Source organism: Paenibacillus vandeheii (assembly GCF_030433635.1).
GTDB classification, from domain to species: domain Bacteria; phylum Bacillota; class Bacilli; order Paenibacillales; family Paenibacillaceae; genus Paenibacillus; species Paenibacillus vandeheii.
Genome location: NZ_JAROCD010000008.1, coordinates 227,395 through 244,611, shown reverse-complemented (window position 1 = coordinate 244,611; position 17,217 = coordinate 227,395). Strand labels below are relative to the sequence as shown.

15 protein-coding genes are annotated in these 17,217 nt (G+C 48.4%); 10 read left to right on the top strand and 5 right to left on the bottom strand.

Annotated features, from left to right (window positions below; translation table 11 throughout):
• Positions 1-89 precede the first annotated feature (89 nt).
• Positions 90-515: a MaoC family dehydratase gene (locus P5G61_RS17710; RefSeq protein ID WP_301247724.1), complete on the bottom strand. Its 426-nt coding sequence runs from the start codon at positions 513-515 to the stop codon at positions 90-92.
• Positions 516-783: 268 nt separating this feature from the next.
• Here P5G61_RS17710 and P5G61_RS17705 point away from each other — a divergent pair, with 268 nt between their 5' ends.
• The 9 genes from P5G61_RS17705 (at position 784) to P5G61_RS17665 (ending at position 8,748) form a co-directional block, all read left to right on the top strand.
• Entirely contained in the window at positions 784-1,773 is a 990-nt protein-coding gene (locus P5G61_RS17705; RefSeq protein WP_285075291.1) for a LacI family DNA-binding transcriptional regulator, read from the top strand.
• Positions 1,766-2,647 (top strand): ribokinase, encoded by an 882-nt coding sequence (gene rbsK, locus P5G61_RS17700; protein WP_301247723.1) that lies wholly within the window; start codon positions 1,766-1,768, stop codon positions 2,645-2,647. Before P5G61_RS17705 ends, rbsK begins: the two co-directional genes overlap by 8 nt.
• Entirely contained in the window at positions 2,644-3,045 is a 402-nt protein-coding gene (gene rbsD, locus P5G61_RS17695; protein ID WP_301247722.1) for a D-ribose pyranase, read from the top strand. Before rbsK ends, rbsD begins: the two co-directional genes overlap by 4 nt.
• Before the next feature lie 15 nt (positions 3,046-3,060).
• The gene (locus P5G61_RS17690) at positions 3,061-4,542 is read left to right on the top strand and encodes a sugar ABC transporter ATP-binding protein (protein ID WP_301247721.1); all 1,482 of its coding nucleotides are present in this window, start codon (positions 3,061-3,063) and stop codon (positions 4,540-4,542) included.
• Position 4,543: 1 nt separating this feature from the next.
• A complete protein-coding gene (locus P5G61_RS17685) occupies positions 4,544-5,515 on the top strand; it encodes an ABC transporter permease subunit (RefSeq protein WP_063562749.1) in 972 nt (323 codons plus the stop codon).
• Positions 5,516-5,529: 14 nt separating this feature from the next.
• Entirely contained in the window at positions 5,530-6,459 is a 930-nt protein-coding gene (gene rbsB, locus P5G61_RS17680) for a ribose ABC transporter substrate-binding protein RbsB (protein WP_301247720.1), read from the top strand.
• Between the two features lie 186 nt (positions 6,460-6,645).
• Positions 6,646-7,011 (top strand): hypothetical protein, encoded by a 366-nt coding sequence (locus tag P5G61_RS17675; protein WP_301247719.1) that lies wholly within the window; start codon positions 6,646-6,648, stop codon positions 7,009-7,011.
• Between the two features lie 100 nt (positions 7,012-7,111).
• Positions 7,112-7,684, top strand: a complete 573-nt coding sequence (locus P5G61_RS17670) for a TetR/AcrR family transcriptional regulator (RefSeq protein ID WP_301247718.1) — start codon at positions 7,112-7,114, stop codon at positions 7,682-7,684.
• Positions 7,685-7,992: 308 nt separating this feature from the next.
• Positions 7,993-8,748: an SDR family NAD(P)-dependent oxidoreductase gene (locus tag P5G61_RS17665; RefSeq protein WP_301247717.1), complete on the top strand. Its 756-nt coding sequence runs from the start codon at positions 7,993-7,995 to the stop codon at positions 8,746-8,748.
• A gap of 77 nt (positions 8,749-8,825) precedes the next feature.
• Here P5G61_RS17665 and P5G61_RS17660 read toward each other — a convergent pair whose 3' ends face one another.
• From P5G61_RS17660 to P5G61_RS17645, 4 genes are all read right to left on the bottom strand, one after another.
• Positions 8,826-10,541 carry an extracellular solute-binding protein gene (locus P5G61_RS17660; protein WP_301247716.1) on the bottom strand — a complete coding sequence of 572 codons (1,716 nt, stop codon included), beginning with the start codon at positions 10,539-10,541 and terminating at the stop codon, positions 8,826-8,828.
• Complete coding sequence (locus tag P5G61_RS17655) at positions 10,535-12,268, bottom strand: sensor histidine kinase (protein ID WP_301247715.1); 1,734 nt, start codon at positions 12,266-12,268, stop codon at positions 10,535-10,537. The genes P5G61_RS17660 and P5G61_RS17655 overlap by 7 nt, the downstream gene beginning before the upstream one ends.
• Positions 12,269-12,286: 18 nt before the next feature.
• Entirely contained in the window at positions 12,287-13,924 is a 1,638-nt protein-coding gene (locus P5G61_RS17650) for a response regulator (protein WP_301247714.1), read from the bottom strand.
• 124 nt (positions 13,925-14,048) lie between these two features.
• Positions 14,049-15,587 (bottom strand): glycoside hydrolase family 31 protein, encoded by a 1,539-nt coding sequence (locus P5G61_RS17645; protein ID WP_301247713.1) that lies wholly within the window; start codon positions 15,585-15,587, stop codon positions 14,049-14,051.
• Positions 15,588-15,899: 312 nt separating this feature from the next.
• On the opposite strand from P5G61_RS17645, the gene P5G61_RS17640 reads away from it, so the two are divergent.
• Entirely contained in the window at positions 15,900-17,189 is a 1,290-nt protein-coding gene (locus P5G61_RS17640) for an ABC transporter substrate-binding protein (RefSeq protein ID WP_079349139.1), read from the top strand.
• Positions 17,190-17,217: the final 28 nt, after the last annotated feature.

Sequence of the window (17,217 nt, the reverse complement as noted above, 5' to 3'; positions counted from 1 at the left end):
AAAATTTATAGCAGACAACCGCGCATCAGACCTGATGTGCGGTCGTTTTTTTATTTTCAAACTTAGCCATGTAAACGTATCGTTCAAATTCAATTACTAATCAGAGCGCTTAATTCTGCCTGAAAGACCTTCTCATTATGTTGATTAAAAGTAGTGAGCAATACGGTAACCATTCCACCATAATTCCTTTTTGGAGCCAATGCAATCACTTCGGACAGAACACTGATTTTATCATCTGGGAACACAGGTTTGATAAACTTTACGTTATTCATGCCGGTTCCTGCTACAATGTCTTCTCCGTAATTCCCGAGTTCAACCCATAGTTTGAAGGATACACTCATCGTCTGCATACCTGAAGCAATGAGGCTGCCGAAGCGGCCTTCTTTGGCTTTTGCTTCGTCTAGATGCATATATTGTGGATCATAAATTTTCGCAAAATCAATAATATCCTGCTTTGACAATTGAATAGAATCTGTTCTGTAGCACTCACCTATAACATACTCGTTAAATTTCAATGATATACACCTCCATTACACACTCTAACGGATAAGCCAAATTCTAAGCAAGTCGTGTCACCGAAAACATGTATCTTAAAGTTCTATTAAAATCATTCAAGTGTATACATAGACCCGTTTAGTAAGATGCTATGCCTTGTTGATGAAGCTTGAATTCAGGTCTATTTCGGACAACTTGGATAAATTTCCAGTAATAAAAGCATTGTCAAAATAAAAAAAATATGATATTTTCATATCTGTAACCGGTTACACATAGGAGTGAACGTTCATGACAACCATTAAAGATGTAGCTAATTTGGCTGGCGTTTCGGTAGCCACTGTATCAAGGGTCATTAATGAAAGAGGTTATGTTCATGCGGACACTCGCAAGAAAGTGGAAGAAGCGGTTAAGCAGCTTAACTTCTCTCCTAATGAAGTGGCCCGCTCTTTATACAAGCGTAAGTCTAAGCTGATTGGCCTGCTGCTGCCGGATATTGCAAACCCTTACTTTCCGCAGCTTGCACGCGGTGTAGAGGACCGGATGCAGGAGCAGGAATTCAGATTGATTTTTGGAAATAGTGATGAGGACGAACAGAAAGAAAAGGATTACATCCAGACTTTTATCCAGAATAATGTGGTGGGCGTAATTTCTTCAACGAATTACCCTCATTCTTCAATATATGAAAACTTGAAGATCCCCGTGGTGTTTCTGGACAGGACGCCGCTGGACAGTCCCTCCGTATATGCGGACGGCAGAGAGGGCGGACGCCTGGCTGCGAGAGAGATCATCAAGCGTGGAAGCCGCCGAATCACGGTCATGCAGGGACCGACACATATCAAACCTGCGCAGGATCGTTTTGAAGGCGCAATTGAGAGCATACGTGAGGCCGGTCTAGATTACCGCGTCATCCAAACGACATCCTTTTCCTTTAACGATGTTGGGTTATGGGCGGATGAACTTTTTAGCAAGTACGGTGATACGGATGGAGTGATTGCCAGTAATGACATCGCGGCAATGGCGGTGCTACATGAGGCATTGCGAATCGGGAAAAAAGTTCCGGAGGATATGCAGATTATCGGCTTCGACGATATCCCGATGAGCAGCCTGTTATCTCCCGCGTTGTCGACCATTCACCAACCGGCATACGAGATGGGAAGGGAAGCCGCCGGTTTGCTTATCAAACTTGTGGAACAAGCTCCAATCGAAAATAAACACATACAGCTGCCGGTCAGTTTCATTGAACGGGGCACAACAAGAAAGGTGAATTCAGATGGCTAAAATATGCGTAATTGGCAGCAGCTCCATGGATCTGGTTGTCACTTCATCAAGACGGCCGGGGGCGGGTGAAACCGTCCTTGGCGATAGCTTCAAAACAGTGCCGGGGGGCAAAGGAGCAAATCAGGCAGTCGCTGCGGCAAGGCTGGGGGCCGAAGTTACGATGATCGGCCGGGTAGGCGATGATGCTTTCGGTACGGACATTTTAAATAACTTCAAAGCAAACGACGTAAATACGCAGAATGTGAAACCGGTTACACATATGGAAAGCGGCACGGCTCATATCGTGCTGGCAGAAGGTGATAATAGTATCGTAGTCGTTGAAGCGGCAAATCGTGAAGTTACACCAGCCTATGTTGATGAAGCGGCAGATGTGATCCAGCGTGCCGATATCGTGCTAATTCAGCAAGAGATTCCGCAGGAAACGGTAGTTCGTGTCAGCGAGATTTGTGCTGAAAGCGGAACCCCCCTGTTATTGAATCCGGCTCCGGCCAGAACAGTGCCAGATGAGGTCATCGACAAAGTTGCTTATATCACGCCGAACGAGCATGAGGCGGAGATATTGTTTCAGGGCATGACTCCGGCAGAGGCGCTGCGCAAATATCCAAACAAGTTGTTTATTACAGAGGGCAGCAACGGAGTTCGTTACTTTGACGGGGAGCGGGAAATCGTTGTACCTACTTACAAGGTGGAACCCGTGGATACAACAGGAGCGGGGGATACGTTTAACGCCGCATTCGCTGTCGCTTTGGCAGAAGGTAAACCGCTGCAAGACAGTATTCGATTCGCTAACCGGGCTGCTTCGCTATCGGTGACCAAGTTCGGGGCGCAAGGCGGCATGCCGATGCGGAGTGAAGTGGAGGAAAGTCTGAAATGAAGAAGCAGGGAATATTGAACAGTCATATCTCCAAGGTGCTGTCCGATCTGGGGCATACGGACATGATAGTCATCGCGGATGCTGGTCTGCCCGTTCCGGATGGCGTACTCAAAATCGATTTGTCCCTGAAACTGGGGACACCAAGTTTTCAAGACATCGTGGAGCTTATTGCGGAGGATATGGTCGTTGAGAGAGTGATTTTGGCAGCAGAGATCAAGGCAGGTAATCCAGAGGCTTTGCAATTCATTATCGAGAAATTTGGCGATGAAGCCGTTGACGTTTCCATCCGTCATGAACAATTCAAGGCGATGACCCGGAATGCCAAAGTGGTCATTCGTACGGGCGAAGCTACGCCATATGCCAATTGCATTTTACAATCGGGCGTCATTTTCGGTTAAAAGGGGGACGGCATCATGCATATTCAGATGCAAGACATATATAAAGCTTTTGGCACCAACCAAGTACTGAGCGGAGTGGATTTCGAACTGAAGGAAGGCGAGGTTCATGCCCTGATGGGTGAGAACGGGGCCGGCAAATCCACGCTTATGAACATTTTGATCGGTCTTCATGGACGGGATCAGGGAACCATCTCCATTGACGGCAAAGAAACCTATTTTGTCAATCCGAAGGAAGCTGAAAAGATGGGGCTTGCGTTTATCCACCAGGAATTGAACGTCTGGCCGGAAATGACAGTGCTTGATAATCTCTTTATAGGCAAGGAAATAACTTCGTCATTTGGGTTGCTGAACACAAAACAAATGAAAGCGTTTGCCGCGGAGCAGTTTGCCAAGCTATCCGTACAGATTCCACTGGATCGTCCTGCTGGGGAATGCTCTGTCGGACAGCAGCAAATGATTGAAATAGCCAAAGCACTGATGACCGACGCCAAAGTCATCATTATGGATGAGCCGACAGCAGCGCTTACGGAGCGGGAGATACAGAAATTGTTCGGCGTAATCACTTCGCTTAAGAAAAATGGTGTTTCCATCGTATATATCTCGCACCGGATGGAGGAAATTTTCACCATTTGTGATCGCATTACGATCATGCGTGACGGCAAAACAGTAGATACGAAGTCGATCCCGGAGACGAGTTTTGATGAAGTGGTACGGAAGATGGTTGGACGGGAGCTTACGGAGCGATATCCGGCACGAAATCCTTCGTATGGTGAAGTAGTCCTGGAGGTACGGGACGCCAGCAGCAAAGGGTTGTTCCAGAATATTAGCTTTACGGTGAGAGCAGGCGAAATCCTCGGGTTCTCCGGGTTGATGGGTTCTGGACGTACTGAGATCATGCGGGCCATCTTCGGTATGGAACCCTTGGACGGTGGCGAAATTATGATTCGAGGCAAAAAGGTTCACATTCGGAAACCTGCCGATGCGGTTAAACATGGAATTGGATTTATTACCGAAGACCGGAAGGATGAGGGTTTGGTATTGGATTTCTCCATTCGTGAGAATATGGCATTACCGAATCTGTTCAGCTTCTCAAATAAAGGGTTTATTTCGACGCAGAAAGAACAGGAATTCGTCGATACGCTCATCAAACGTTTGCAAATCAAGACGCAATCATCCGAAACGGCGGTACGAAACCTGTCAGGAGGCAACCAACAGAAAGTAGTAATCGCCAAATGGGTCGGCATTGGCCCGAGTGTGCTTATCCTGGATGAGCCGACACGCGGCGTGGATGTTGGAGCCAAACGGGAGATCTATCAGTTGATGAACGAGCTGACGGACCGCGGAGTTGCAATCATTATGGTATCTTCCGAGCTGCCTGAAGTGCTCGGCATGAGTGATCGAATCGCGGTTGTGCATGAGGGACGCATTAGCGGTGAACTGGCAAAAGAAGAAGCAACACAGGAAAACATTATGACAATGGCTACAGGGGGACAATGATATGACAACTTTGCAGGAAAACCAACCCGCCAAAAGCGGCTTCCGCTTGACGAATCTGACACAGAAATTAGGTCCGCTGCTCGGGCTGATCATTCTGATTATCATCGTATCGGTATTAAATCCAAGCTTTTTGGAACCGCTTAACATTCTGAATTTATTGCGTCAGGTTTCAATTAATGCGCTGATTGCTTTTGGTATGACGTTTGTCATTCTGACTGGAGGCATCGACTTGTCGGTGGGCTCTATACTGGCTCTATCCAGCGCCTTTGTAGCCAATATGATGCTGTCCGGCCTAGATCCGATTCTGTCGATCATTATCGGGGTTGCGCTCGGCGGTGTCATGGGTATGGTGAACGGATTGATGATTACGAAGGGCAAGATGGCTCCGTTTATTGCTACATTGGCAACGATGACGGTGTTCCGGGGATTGACGCTGGTGTATACGAACGGTAACCCGATTACAGGGTTGGGCGACAGCCTGCTGTTCCAACTGTTCGGTCGTGGTTATATGCTTGGCATCCCGGTGCCAGCGATCACAATGCTGATTACCTTTGTAATTCTGTGGACGATACTGCACAAAACGTCCTTCGGTCGTAAAACGTACGCGCTTGGTGGCAATGAGAAAGCATCCATTATCTCAGGTATTAAAGTTCACCGCGTAAAAATCATGATTTACTCCCTGGTAGGTATGCTGTCAGCGCTGGCAGGCGCAATCCTGACCTCCCGCCTGAATTCCGCGCAGCCAACAGCAGGTACTTCATATGAGCTGGACGCCATTGCTGCTGTAGTTCTGGGCGGAACAAGCCTATCAGGTGGTAGAGGACGGATCGTTGGTACATTGATTGGGGTCCTGATTATTGGCGTGTTGAACAATGGTTTGAACCTGCTCGGAGTGAACTCATTTTATCAAATGGTTGTCAAAGGCGTCGTTATTGCCATCGCTGTCCTGTTGGACCGCAAGAAAACGGCTTAAGGAGAGAAGCGAACATGAAAAAACTAACCATATTGCTTGTAAGCGTAATGATGATCGTTCTGGCTGGCTGCTCTCTGGAGCCTCCAGGCTGGGCCAAGCCCGACTCTGCCGGAAGCAATGGACAGAAGAAAATCGGCCTGTCGGTTTCCACGTTGAATAATCCCTTCTTTGTTTCCCTCAAAGACGGAGTAGTTGCAGAAGCCAAAAAACAAGGAATTCAGGTCATCGTGGTTGACGCGCAAAATGATTCGGCCAAACAAACGAATGATGTGGACGACCTGATTCAACAAGGTGTGGATGCCCTGCTGATTAACCCGGCGGATTCCGCGGCAATCTCTACGGCTGTTCAGTCTGCCAATAGCGTGGGCATTCCCGTGATTACACTGGACCGTTCAGCAGACAAAGGCGACGTGGCTGCTTTGGTGGCGTCTGATAACATCAAGGGTGGACAAATGGCAGCGGAATATTTCGTAGAACACCTTGGCGAGGGAGCGAAAGTAATCGAACTTGAGGGTGTACCTGGAGCTTCCGCAACAAGAGAGCGGGGGAAAGGTTTCCATGAGGTTGCTGATCAAAAACTAAATGTAGTTGCCAAGCAGTCTGCCGATTTCGATCGCTCCAAAGGTTTGAATGTAATGGAGAACTTGCTGCAAGGCAACCCTGACGTGCAGGCGGTATTTGCCCATAACGATGAAATGGCACTGGGTGCAATCGAAGCGATTCAAAGCTCTGGTAAAGACATTCCCGTAATTGGATTTGATGGTAACGATGATGCGATCAAATCCATTCAGGACGGAAAGCTGACAGCCACCGTCGCTCAGCAGCCGGTACTGATTGGCCAGCTCGCGGTACAAGCTGCTCTGGATGTGCTGGACGGCAAGCAGGTAGAGAAATCAATCCCAGCGGAATTGAAGCTGGTGACCAAGGAAAACGCAAACAAGTAAATGATGATATGCATCCCGTTCTGGACAAATGTCTAGGACGGGATTTTCCTTTTTATTCGTCTGGTATGGTGGAGACGATAGTTATCCATTGAAACCTGTGGTAGTTTTGGCTCATTATAATATTGATCCCATCACGTTGGGCATGTAAATTAGTTGTATGCATGAGAAAAGGAGAGACAGCACCACATGGAAAATGTATCAGATGAAGAAAAATTGGAATCCATCCAAGCCTTCCAATCGACAATTCGTAAATCGGAAAATGCCTTGACTAATTTGACCCAGAAAGGTAATAACACGACTCTTTTAAAGAAACGTCTCAACGCTTTATACATCGGCTTAGCGATGCTGGAAACGACTTGGAACCAAACACCTCATCAGTATACAAAGGAAGAGATAGCAGAAGCTCGCGATGTTTTGACTGGTTTATTCCCATCCCTTGAGAACATGTACGGTAAGTCAAAAGAGGGAAGCCCTCAAAAGACGCTATTAAAAAGAAGAATTAAAGCATTCGAACGAGCTGTTCGAGCGATGGATGATGTTGCAACTCAATAAACCTTTCTTGATTCATGCCTTACCTGTAATCTATCCCTTGTTCATTTCCAGTTTGCCGATTGTTGACTTCAATGTATAATGTGTATTCGAGGTGATGACGATGGCAAGATCCAAAGAATTTGAAGTAAATGAAGTATTAGATAAAGCCATACATTTGTTCTGGACACAAGGATATGAGAAAACTTCAATGCAGGATTTGGTTGAGTTTATGGGCATCCACCGAAGAAGCATCTATGATACGTTTGGGGATAAGCATGCTCTATTTATGAAAGCTCTTGAACGATATGAAGCAAAGCAGACCAATAAAATGAGCTTTTTGATTGACACACATAAACCAGTTAAAGAGATCATTCGGGCTTTGTTTGAGTCGACAATAAGAAATGAAGGACAACCTTTAGGATGTTTTCTTGTAAACTCAGGAGTGGAACTCGGGGTGTTGGATCCTGAAGTTGCCTCTTTGGTTAATGAGAGTAATTTGCGAACAGAGGAATTCTTAAGAAACCTTGTTCGGGAAGGCCAACAAACGGGAGAAATCAAGGCTGACCTTGACCCTGTAGTTATTTCTCACTATTTAATGAATGCATGGGTGGGGATACGTACGTTGGTTAAGACCACTACGGATCAGCAAAAATTAAAAAATATTATGGATATGACATTATCCGTCTTAGACTAATAGAGGTTTACAGCATGAGAAGCAAAAGGAATTGCCTTCATGAAGGTGGCTTTGTTTTAGTGATACAGGTTCTTGTCCTCTTAACCTTATGGAGAACTTGTATCGCATGTCTGGAAATACTCAAAGTTCCCGATCCAACAACATGAAATATGAAGCAGAAAATAATTCTTTACTGTTCGTTCTAGAAATGCTATTCTAAATAGCAAGTTAGATCTAACTGTTTTTTTTGCGCTATTAAGAACGATCGTTCTAAATTAATTTTGAAAGCTTATCTACACTAAAATACATGTTGAGAAGGAGAAAACAGGATGAAATATACAGTTATTACGGGGGCAAGTTCAGGGATTGGATATGAGACAGCATTGGCGTTTGCGGCACGAGGCAAAAACTTAATCTTGGTCGCTAGAAGATTGGACAAATTAGAAGAACTCAAATCAGCAATTCATCATATTGATTCGTCTGTAAATGTTATTGTTCATACAAGTGATCTATCGGATACAAGTCAAGCATACACACTGTATAACACGCTTAAGGAATACCAAATTGAGACTTGGATTAACAATGCCGGGCTGGGGGAAGGATCTTTTGTAGCAGAACAGAATCTGGAAAAAGTTGAAACAATGCTGCGTGTGAACATTGAATCCTTGACGATCCTTTCTACACTATATGTGCGAGATTACGCAGATGTAGAAGGAACTCAGTTAATTAACGTTGCATCCGCACTCGGATATGCCATTGCTGTTGGAAGTGTTGCTTATTCGGCATCGAAATATTACGTGAGTGCCTTTACAGAAGGGCTGGCTAAAGAGCTTGAAATCAAAGGTGCAAAACTTAAAGCAAAGGTCCTGGCTCCAGCTATAACGGAAACGGAATTCGTGAAGAAATCTTTAGATACAGAAGAATTTGATTACAAAGCAAACATGTCTAAATACCACACCGCCAAGGAAATGGCTGGCTTCATGTTAGATTTATATGATAGCAGTGAAACAGTAGGGATTGTAGACCTGAACTACAATTTCAATCTGAGAGGTCCAATCTATCCAATCATATCTGAATTGAATTAATATCTCATAAACATGGCGTACAATTCAACATTGTGCGCCATGTTTTTAATTTTTAAATAACCCACAGAAAACAACTATTATTGATTAGTTTTTCCCAGCGATGTGTACCATTCGTTCTCCTCTTCAGTTATCTTATCACCGCCCAGCTCATGCCATCTAGCGACAACGAGATCGAAGCTTGACAGGGGCTCCTGTCCGTACACGATTTTGAGCATCGCATCATGCAGTAACTCGTCAAGGGCGTCACCGATTTTTTCCATCGTCGGCGTCGGCGCTCCGGTGAAGGCGTCTGTCTTGTATACAGAGGGATTGCTTTCGACGATTTGCCAACCCTTCAGCTCCTGTGGCGTACGCAGCAGCTTGTTTTTGATGTCATATGACGTCTGATTGGATGCACCGCTGTTGATGCGAGCAATGGATTGACTAAGCAAGTTAGGGACCGAGGGGAGCGACAGGCTTAGGAGATACTTTTGGGGGTCCGCAAATCCGCCTGGAACCTGGCTTTCCAGGAATGTCACCTTGCCCTCTTCATAGCCGTAGTCGTAGCCTTCAGCGATACCCCAACGATAGGGCGAGCCAGAGGGAGGATCGACGAAGTTGTCATAAACAAAGTTCATATAATTGAAAAAAAATTCAGGATTCTCCATATCTGCGTTGATGGCAATTGCACCATACTCCGGCGGCGTGCCGCGCGTACCGGATAAGCCGCTTGGCCCGACGGGAATCGGGTATGCCTCGAACCGGGCCTCCGGCACATTTGCAGTCACATCCCCTAGCGGCCATCCTGCTGCCCACAGCGGCGCCACAATCATGCCTGCCTTGCCCAGCTTCCATGATTCCGTCGCTTGAACCTCATCGAGAATCTCAGCATCCTTTGGCACGTAGCCTCGCTCCATCCAGCGCTTCAACGTCGTTAGACCTTGCCGAATACTTGGCTGGACCGATCCGTAAGACAGAATTCCTTCATCGTCTGTGCTCCAAATGTCTGGCATCTCCCCGTAAGCACCAAACACGAAGCCCGCATCCGACATCCAGGTGAAAAACGAATTTTTGAGGCTAATGCTAAGTCCATAGGTGTCGTCTTTACCATTGCCGTCCGGGTCAAGATGAACGAATGCATCCATGACATTCTCCATCTCTTCAATGGTGGAGGGGGCCGACAAACCAAGTTTGTCGAGCCAATCCTGACGGATGTACAATACCTCGTTCGAGTTCATGTTGCCGTCGAGGATCGGTATTGCCATTTTTTTGCCGTTGATCATATACCGGTCCCACGACTCGGGCGCCTGTGCCATGGCTGCTTTCCACTTGGGTGAGGCATACTGCTCGAACAGCTGTCCTACGTCGCGGAAAGCACCGGAGCGCAGCAGCGGATACATATTTTGTCCACCCTTGAATGTGACGATGTCGGGAAGCGACTGACCAGTCGCGATCAAGGTGTTCAGTTTATTGATGTAGACGTCCTCGTCACCCGTCGTCGTCCAGAGGTAATTGACCTTGATGCCAAGCTTGTCCTCAAACAATCGGCTCAGTACGTTGTTCTGAAGATCTTCACCGTTTTTGAAATCGATGTCCGGGTAGAGATGCCCAACGGTCGTCAAGACCACCGGAGACTCATATTTCCCGCCGATGAACGAAGGGGCAGGTCCTGTAGGCGTGTTCTTTTTTTCCTGAAGTTGGGAGGGTACTGTTGGATCTTCCCAAAAGATGAACGAAAAAATCATGACGACGAGGAACAAGATGATCGCGAGGCCAAACAGCCCTGTTTGCTTCAACCATTTCCAGATTAACATATCTCGGTCACCTCCTGTTCACGGACAACTTTCCAGCGCAACGTCACCTGAAGTCCGCCCAATTCTCCATTAGCCAGCTCCATATCGGCCTCTGAGCCGAGCACCGCTCTCATCCGCTCATATACATTGTGGAGCGCCCACGCAGTATTGGCGTCCGCGCCATAGTAGATTGCATTACGGAGCGTGCCGATGCGACCAGGCTCGACACCACAGCCGTTATCCGCCACAATCAGCTCACAGTATTCTCCGTCGGAATGACCTGTAATCTGGATGTCTCCGACCGTGCGAAGCGACTCAATGCCATGCAGAATGGCATTTTCCGCGAGCGGTTGCAGCAGAAGCCGCGGTACCTGTAAATCGAGAAGATGCTCCTCGACGTCAATGGTGAAAACGAAGCGGTCCATCTGAAGACTCTGGATCGTGAGGTATAACCGGACAAGCTCAAGCTCGTCCCGCACCGTTGTATATGTGTTCTCGAACTTGATCGTTTGCCGGAAATAACGGCTTAAGCTTATGGACATGTCAATGACTGCCTGCTTCTCGTCAAGTTCGGTCATACTTTTGATAAACGCAAGCGAGTTGTACAGGAAGTGCGGCTGGATCTGAGAGTGGAGCTGTCGCAGTTTTGCCTCCTTCGAGCGAATTTGTTCCATGTAAACCCTTTCAATTAACTCTTTGATTTCTTTTGACATCTCGTTGAAGCGGTCAAACAAATACATGAATTCGTCATTACTCTCCTGGCGAAGTGTGATGGAATATTGACCGGATGTGATTTTCCTGACGCCCCAGAGCAGTTTTCGTATCGGGATCTGCACGTCCCGGTACAACAACAGGGCGAGCAGGATGCTGAACAGAAGTAGGAAAACGCTTGAGAAATAGTAGAGACGCTGATTGGCATAGATCGGATTGAGCACCTCACTGATCGGAGTATAATCCACGATGTACCAATCTTTGAAGTTACTCAGAGCAGAGAAGTTAACGAGGTATTGCTCACCGTCCAGTTTAATAAGTCGGTTACCACTCATCTCTTGGCCAACCTCAAGCCGCCTTGTCAATTCATGGATGAAAGGAAGCTTCTCTGTGTCGCTTGCCAGCACATCCCCAGCTGCAGACAACAAAATTGCGCTGTTGTCGTTCGTACCCTTAGCACGGTCCAAGTAAGCAAGTACATTTTTGGTATCGATCTTAGCCCTGACGACATAAGACACTTCCTTCGGATCAAACCGGAAAGTGTACGGATGCGCCAAATAATACGTCAAATACCCGCCGTCGCCCGTCTGCTCATACTGCCAGAACGGGCGGAAGTGTGTCTCCAGGTACAGTTCGCTTAGCTTCGACGAAGAGGACGTTGAAGAGAAAGCTGAGCTGTCCTCATCGTAGATCACCATAAATTCGGCGTTCCAGTTGTTCAGGGCATGCAACAAGTTCAACTTGTCCGACACCCGCAGCTTCAACTTGTTCAGTTCAAAATCTCCTTCCAGAAAGGAAGGAGTCGCAAGCAGTCGAACATCTTTGTCGAGTACGAGAAAATCGCTAAAGGACGATACTTTGGACAGATTATTGTCGATGTCTCCGGCTAGGAAAGTGAGCTCATTCAGCTTCACGCGTTGAATTTCCTGCTTGATGAGCCGCACACTGGAGCGGTTGGTCAGGTAGTACAGAAGCAGGGTAGAGACAAGGAGTAGAAAGATGACAAGCACAATTTTTGTGAAAATGGTTAGTTTCATTAAAGTGTCCCCGTTCGGTCAGGAGGATTGGTGACGGAAGTCTTGCGGTGTCAGCCCAAAATGCTCTTTGAACAACTTGATGAAGTACTGCGGCTTATGGTAGCCGATCGCCGTCGCAACGTCGCTAACCTTGAGCTCTGGCTGCTCGATAAGTATTTCCCGCGCCCGCTGCATGCGCACTTTGTACAAGTACTCGCTAATATTCTCGCTTGCCTTGCTTTTAAATAGAGCAGACAGGTAGGCGGGGTGCAGGCCGACGTGGTCCGCTGCCGTCTGCAGCGTGGCATCCGCGAGATGCGCGGTGATGAATTGCTGGACCTTACGGATGAGCGCCACTTGCTCGTTGTTCCATTCACTTTTGGTCATCTCCCGCAATTGCTCCAGCGTGGACATTATCCAATGCTGAAGCTGGTGCATATGGCGAAACCGGTTGGTTTCAGCGGCCTTGTCCAGCTCCGGGGGGAGAATCTCAAGCAGGCTGAGTCCGTTTTTGTGGGCAAAAAAGCTGAAGGCGCCCATCGCGTGATAATAGAGCTCAAGCAGTGTCTCCCGTGAATCCATTCGCTTGTTTGTCACCTCAAGGAAAATGGCGTCCCACTTGGCAGCGATCGCCTCCCACTGGTAAATTTCGAACAACTGGATCATCGTAGGCGATTCGTATAGGCTATGGACGCGGTAGGGCTTTTCGGGCACTAAGGCGTCCTGCAGGCGGATTAAGAGGTCCGTCTCACCGCCAAGATGGCGAGTAAGTATAGCCAGTGAATCCTGGTAAGTCTCACGCAGGCCGTGAGCCATTACCTGCCAGTGGCTCACGACGATTGAGATGCTGCTTTTGAGAAAATGTCTGACGTGTTGCTGCAGTCTGGCAGCCAAATGTTCGAGGGAACGCTGTCGATGAACCTCCGGTTCCGTCTCCCGCGCTAGCCATGACTCTTCCCGCACCTTAAGAACGAAGACTTCATGCTCGTACGCATCACGTCCATGCCACACATGGAATAACTCGGAGAATGTTTCCTCAGCGATATTGGCGACGGCTGAGGAGAGCAGGGACTGGTCCATCCAGTTCGACTCCTCTGCAGACGATTCAATGCGGAGGAGGCATATTGCAGTTTCGTCGCTCGGACAGAACGGCAACCGGTAATAAGCCATTTTTTCTTCGAGCAGCTTGGGAGGCAGCTTTCTTCCTTGAAGCAGATCAATGAGCAGCTTCTCTCGAAACAAAGGCATATGTTCGCTGAGCATGCTCATGGCCTTCTCCTGCTTGCCACGTTCGTCCCATTCAAGGCGGAGCACTTCCGTGAGTTGGCGCAGCATGTCGGCCAGCTCCCTTTGGTCGACCGGTTTGAGCAGGTAACCATCCACCTGCTGTCTGATGGCCTCCTGCGCGTAGTCCCATTCGCTGTAGCCGGATAGCAGAATGCTTTTGAAGTGCTTGTCGTATTTTTTTATATGCTCAATCAGCTCCAAGCCGGAGATTCCGGGCATTCGAATATCGGTGATGATAATATCGACGGGATAGCTCTTGCAATGTTCAAGTGCCTCTTCGCCAGAGAAAGCCTTATGAACCTTGCCGATGCCGAGCGCTTCCCACGGCATGGTGCGTTCGAGACTGTCCACGAGATGAGCATGATCATCAACGATTAATAGCTCATACATGCTTAGATCCCCCAGTCAGTTTTCGGTTGTTACGGTTGGCGTATCTTCAATCTTTTTATTATCTGAGCTTAACTGTTCCTTTGTCAATTGAAGTTCGAAGAGTGTAGCAAGCGGTTCTCGCCTCCTATTGAATTTTGCGATACCAGGGCAGACGTGAGAGGGGAGCATCAACTTGCAATTCGGTAGGCCCATTGACGACGTTTCCATCATCGCCTTGCCATTGGCCCTCAGGGAAAACTACGGTTCTGGACGTCAGTCCCTTAACGACGACTGGCGCAACGAGCAGATTCTGACCGAGGAGAAACTGATCATTTACGAGCTCATAGCCGCAGTCAGGATATTCAAACTCCAGGCTGCGCAATATAGGCAGGCCGTCTGAAGCGGCTTGGCGAGCAAGGGCGAGCAGTTCGGGGCCAAGCTCAGATCTTAGCCTTACGGCGTCAAGGCACCAGGTTAGCTCCTCACCGTTCAACACGCGCCAGGGTGCCATGGAAAACTGCATAACAGGGAACAGTGCGGCACACTGGGTATACCTTACGAACAACTCGCTGTCAAAGTGAAACTCCGGGGAGTTGATGTCGCCGTCCATACCGCCACCGATCATATCGGGGCAGTTAAATGCATAGCCAAGCAGTCCCTGAGCAATTGCGTTCGGAATGAGTCCGCTGAGCCCCGTAGCGTCCCACGTATGTGTCTTGTCCCGCTGGCGCTGGATGAGTCCCTGTCCACCGAGCTTCCAACACATCCGCAGCTCAACCAGCGAGTAGCCAACTCCGAGGTTGGCGTAAGCTTCGCAGTCCTCAAGCAGGCGCAGGGGACGAGTCCATGCAACGGGCTGGGTCGTGTCCGCTCCGCCCGGCAAGATCGGCTCGCCAGCGTCAAGCTTGAAACCATCAACGCCGTAATCCGTGATCAGACGATCCATCTGCCGCTTGAACCAAGCCGCACCTTCCTCTTTCGTATAATCCACAACTGCGCTGTAACCATTCCACCAATGTCGGATTAATGGTGCGGTGTCCACACCTTTTAGAAGCAGATCTGCCGCCCGCAATTCCTTAAACATCGTGCAGTCCGGACTCACGTATGGGCACATCCAGAGCATCACCTTGAAGCCCATGCCGTGAAGCGTATCGATCATCTCCCGGGGATTCGGGAACCTGTGCTTGTCAAAGTCCCACATGCCATAATCCATCATCCAATTGTCGTCGATAATAAGGACGCCGGGCGGTAGCCCGTTCGCAAGAATGGATTCGGCATAACGGATGATTTTCTCCTGTGTGGGGTTATAGAACATCTCGACCCAGGTACAGTACTGCGGAGCTGTGAATACCAGGGCGTCGGGTACCTGCTGTGACGGCGGGAAATGTGTGCCGGCAGCATGACGGTATGCGCCCTGTAGTGTGTTGAGCTCCTCCTCCACGACGACCTCACCAGCAATATCAAAAACGGAAAGCCCATTCTCGTCCACATGGAAAGCAAATGGCTCCTCGCTCCAAATATATCTGCCCTTATTGGAGAGCAGCAAAGGCGAGGCCTGATTGTCGTCTGTCATGCGCAAATCCCTCGTATACGCAGTCTTGCCAAACGGCATGGAGCTGCCATCGTTGATTACACCGCCCCACCAGTATTCACCGGGCAGACGTTTGATTAAGATATTATTCATGGGAGGATTCTCCTTTGGAATTGCGGACAAAATCTTGTGGAATATTTGCCCCAATCGCTTGAATTTTGATACGGCTTTTATTATGCAGAGATCCTCTGCCCTTTGGAAGGGGATCTTAAAAATGTGGTTTGAATCTTAAAATTTGGGCATTTAAACCGGATTTTCCCTGATTTATGATGAGAACGTCAAGAGCTCACGACGATCGACTGGCGGAAAAAAGCGCAATTTTTCCGTCCTCCAGCTTTTTGAACACGACTGCTGAAGTAAAGGGACAATCTTCATTTTTCAAGAAAAGTCGAGGGGAGTATTACGATGAACATAAGAAAAAAATGGGCCGCAGGGCTCGCCAGCTTACTGCTCGTCTCGTTGATGGCCGGCTGCAATAATTCTAACGACGGAGGCGGGGCTGCCGACAGTGGTGCCCAGAAGAAGGTTACGATCTCTTATACGATCTGGGACAAAAACCAGCAGCCGGCAATGGAGGCAATCGCTGATGCATTCACAGAGCAGCACCCGAACATCGAGGTGAAGGTTGATGCTATTCCGTGGGGCGAATATTGGACGAAGATGTCCGCCGCAGCACCAGCAGGAATGCTGCCCGATGTATTCTGGATGCATGGTGGTCAGTTTATGAAGTACGCAGAAGGTCAGTTCCTCGAGCCGATCACGGACAAGGTGCAGGCGGGAGAAATCGATCTGGACAACTACGCGTCCAACCTCACCTCTATCTATACGGTGGATGGGCAAAACTACGGTATTCCAAAGGACTTCGATACCATTGGACTCGCCTACAACAAGGAGCTGTTCGATCAGGCGAACATTGCGTACCCGGACGACACGTGGGATTATGCCAAGCTTGCCGAAGTTGCCAAACAGCTCAGCCAGCCAGACAAGGGCATTTACGGTTTTGGTGCAAAGCTGGACACCCAAGCGGGTTACTGGAACGACATGTTAGCGAACGGTGGTTTCATTTTAAATGACGATATGACGAAATCCGGTTACGACGAACAGGCATCGATTGAGGCACTAAAGGCTCGTTATCAGATGATTCTTGATAAGGCTTCGCCGACGCACCAGCAGATGACCGACACGGACTCGGTCGAAATGTTCAAGTCCGGCAAGCTCGCAATGATTTTCGACGGATCTTGGGACAACGGCAATTTGGCAAGTAGTGAAATTATCAAAGGAAAGTACGATTGGGCACCTCTGCCGAAGGGCAAGGTCAAACGCGGCAATATCATTAATGGCATCGGCAACGTCATGTCTACTAAAGGTAAGCACAAGGATGAAGCATGGCAGTTCCTGAAATTCCTCGGCTCCAAGGAGGCCGCTGAGATCACGGCCGAGATGGGTGCCGCGATTCCGGCGTTCAATAACACGCAAGACGCATGGGTGAAGAACAATCCTGATTTGAACCTGCAGGTATTCATTGATCAGGCGGCGGACGCGACTCCGTACCCGAGTGGTTCAAAATCATACCCAGTCTGGTTCTCGAAAGAAGCAGAGATCATGTCACAGGCATGGGGCGGCGCGATATCAATCGAAGAAGGCGCCAAGAAAGTGGCGGAAATGATGAATCAGGCGATTGAGGACGCAAAGTAAGCTCCCTACGCCAGGCAAAATTGTCGAT

Excerpts from the sequence above, each read along its gene's own strand:
- P5G61_RS17705 (WP_285075291.1), top strand. The coding sequence starts at position 784 with ATGACAACCATTAAAGATGTAGCTAATTTGGCTGGCGTTTCGGTAGCC.
- rbsK (WP_301247723.1), top strand. The coding sequence starts at position 1,766 with ATGGCTAAAATATGCGTAATTGGCAGCAGCTCCATGGATCTGGTTGTC.
- rbsD (WP_301247722.1), top strand. The coding sequence starts at position 2,644 with ATGAAGAAGCAGGGAATATTGAACAGTCATATCTCCAAGGTGCTGTCC.
- P5G61_RS17690 (WP_301247721.1), top strand. The coding sequence starts at position 3,061 with ATGCATATTCAGATGCAAGACATATATAAAGCTTTTGGCACCAACCAA.
- P5G61_RS17685 (WP_063562749.1), top strand. The coding sequence starts at position 4,544 with ATGACAACTTTGCAGGAAAACCAACCCGCCAAAAGCGGCTTCCGCTTG.
- rbsB (WP_301247720.1), top strand. The coding sequence starts at position 5,530 with ATGAAAAAACTAACCATATTGCTTGTAAGCGTAATGATGATCGTTCTG.
- P5G61_RS17675 (WP_301247719.1), top strand. The coding sequence starts at position 6,646 with ATGGAAAATGTATCAGATGAAGAAAAATTGGAATCCATCCAAGCCTTC.
- P5G61_RS17670 (WP_301247718.1), top strand. The coding sequence starts at position 7,112 with ATGGCAAGATCCAAAGAATTTGAAGTAAATGAAGTATTAGATAAAGCC.
- P5G61_RS17665 (WP_301247717.1), top strand. The coding sequence starts at position 7,993 with ATGAAATATACAGTTATTACGGGGGCAAGTTCAGGGATTGGATATGAG.
- P5G61_RS17660 (WP_301247716.1), bottom strand. The coding sequence starts at position 10,541 with ATGTTAATCTGGAAATGGTTGAAGCAAACAGGGCTGTTTGGCCTCGCG.
- P5G61_RS17655 (WP_301247715.1), bottom strand. The coding sequence starts at position 12,268 with ATGAAACTAACCATTTTCACAAAAATTGTGCTTGTCATCTTTCTACTC.
- P5G61_RS17650 (WP_301247714.1), bottom strand. The coding sequence starts at position 13,924 with ATGTATGAGCTATTAATCGTTGATGATCATGCTCATCTCGTGGACAGT.
- P5G61_RS17645 (WP_301247713.1), bottom strand. The coding sequence starts at position 15,587 with ATGAATAATATCTTAATCAAACGTCTGCCCGGTGAATACTGGTGGGGC.
- P5G61_RS17640 (WP_079349139.1), top strand. The coding sequence starts at position 15,900 with ATGAACATAAGAAAAAAATGGGCCGCAGGGCTCGCCAGCTTACTGCTC.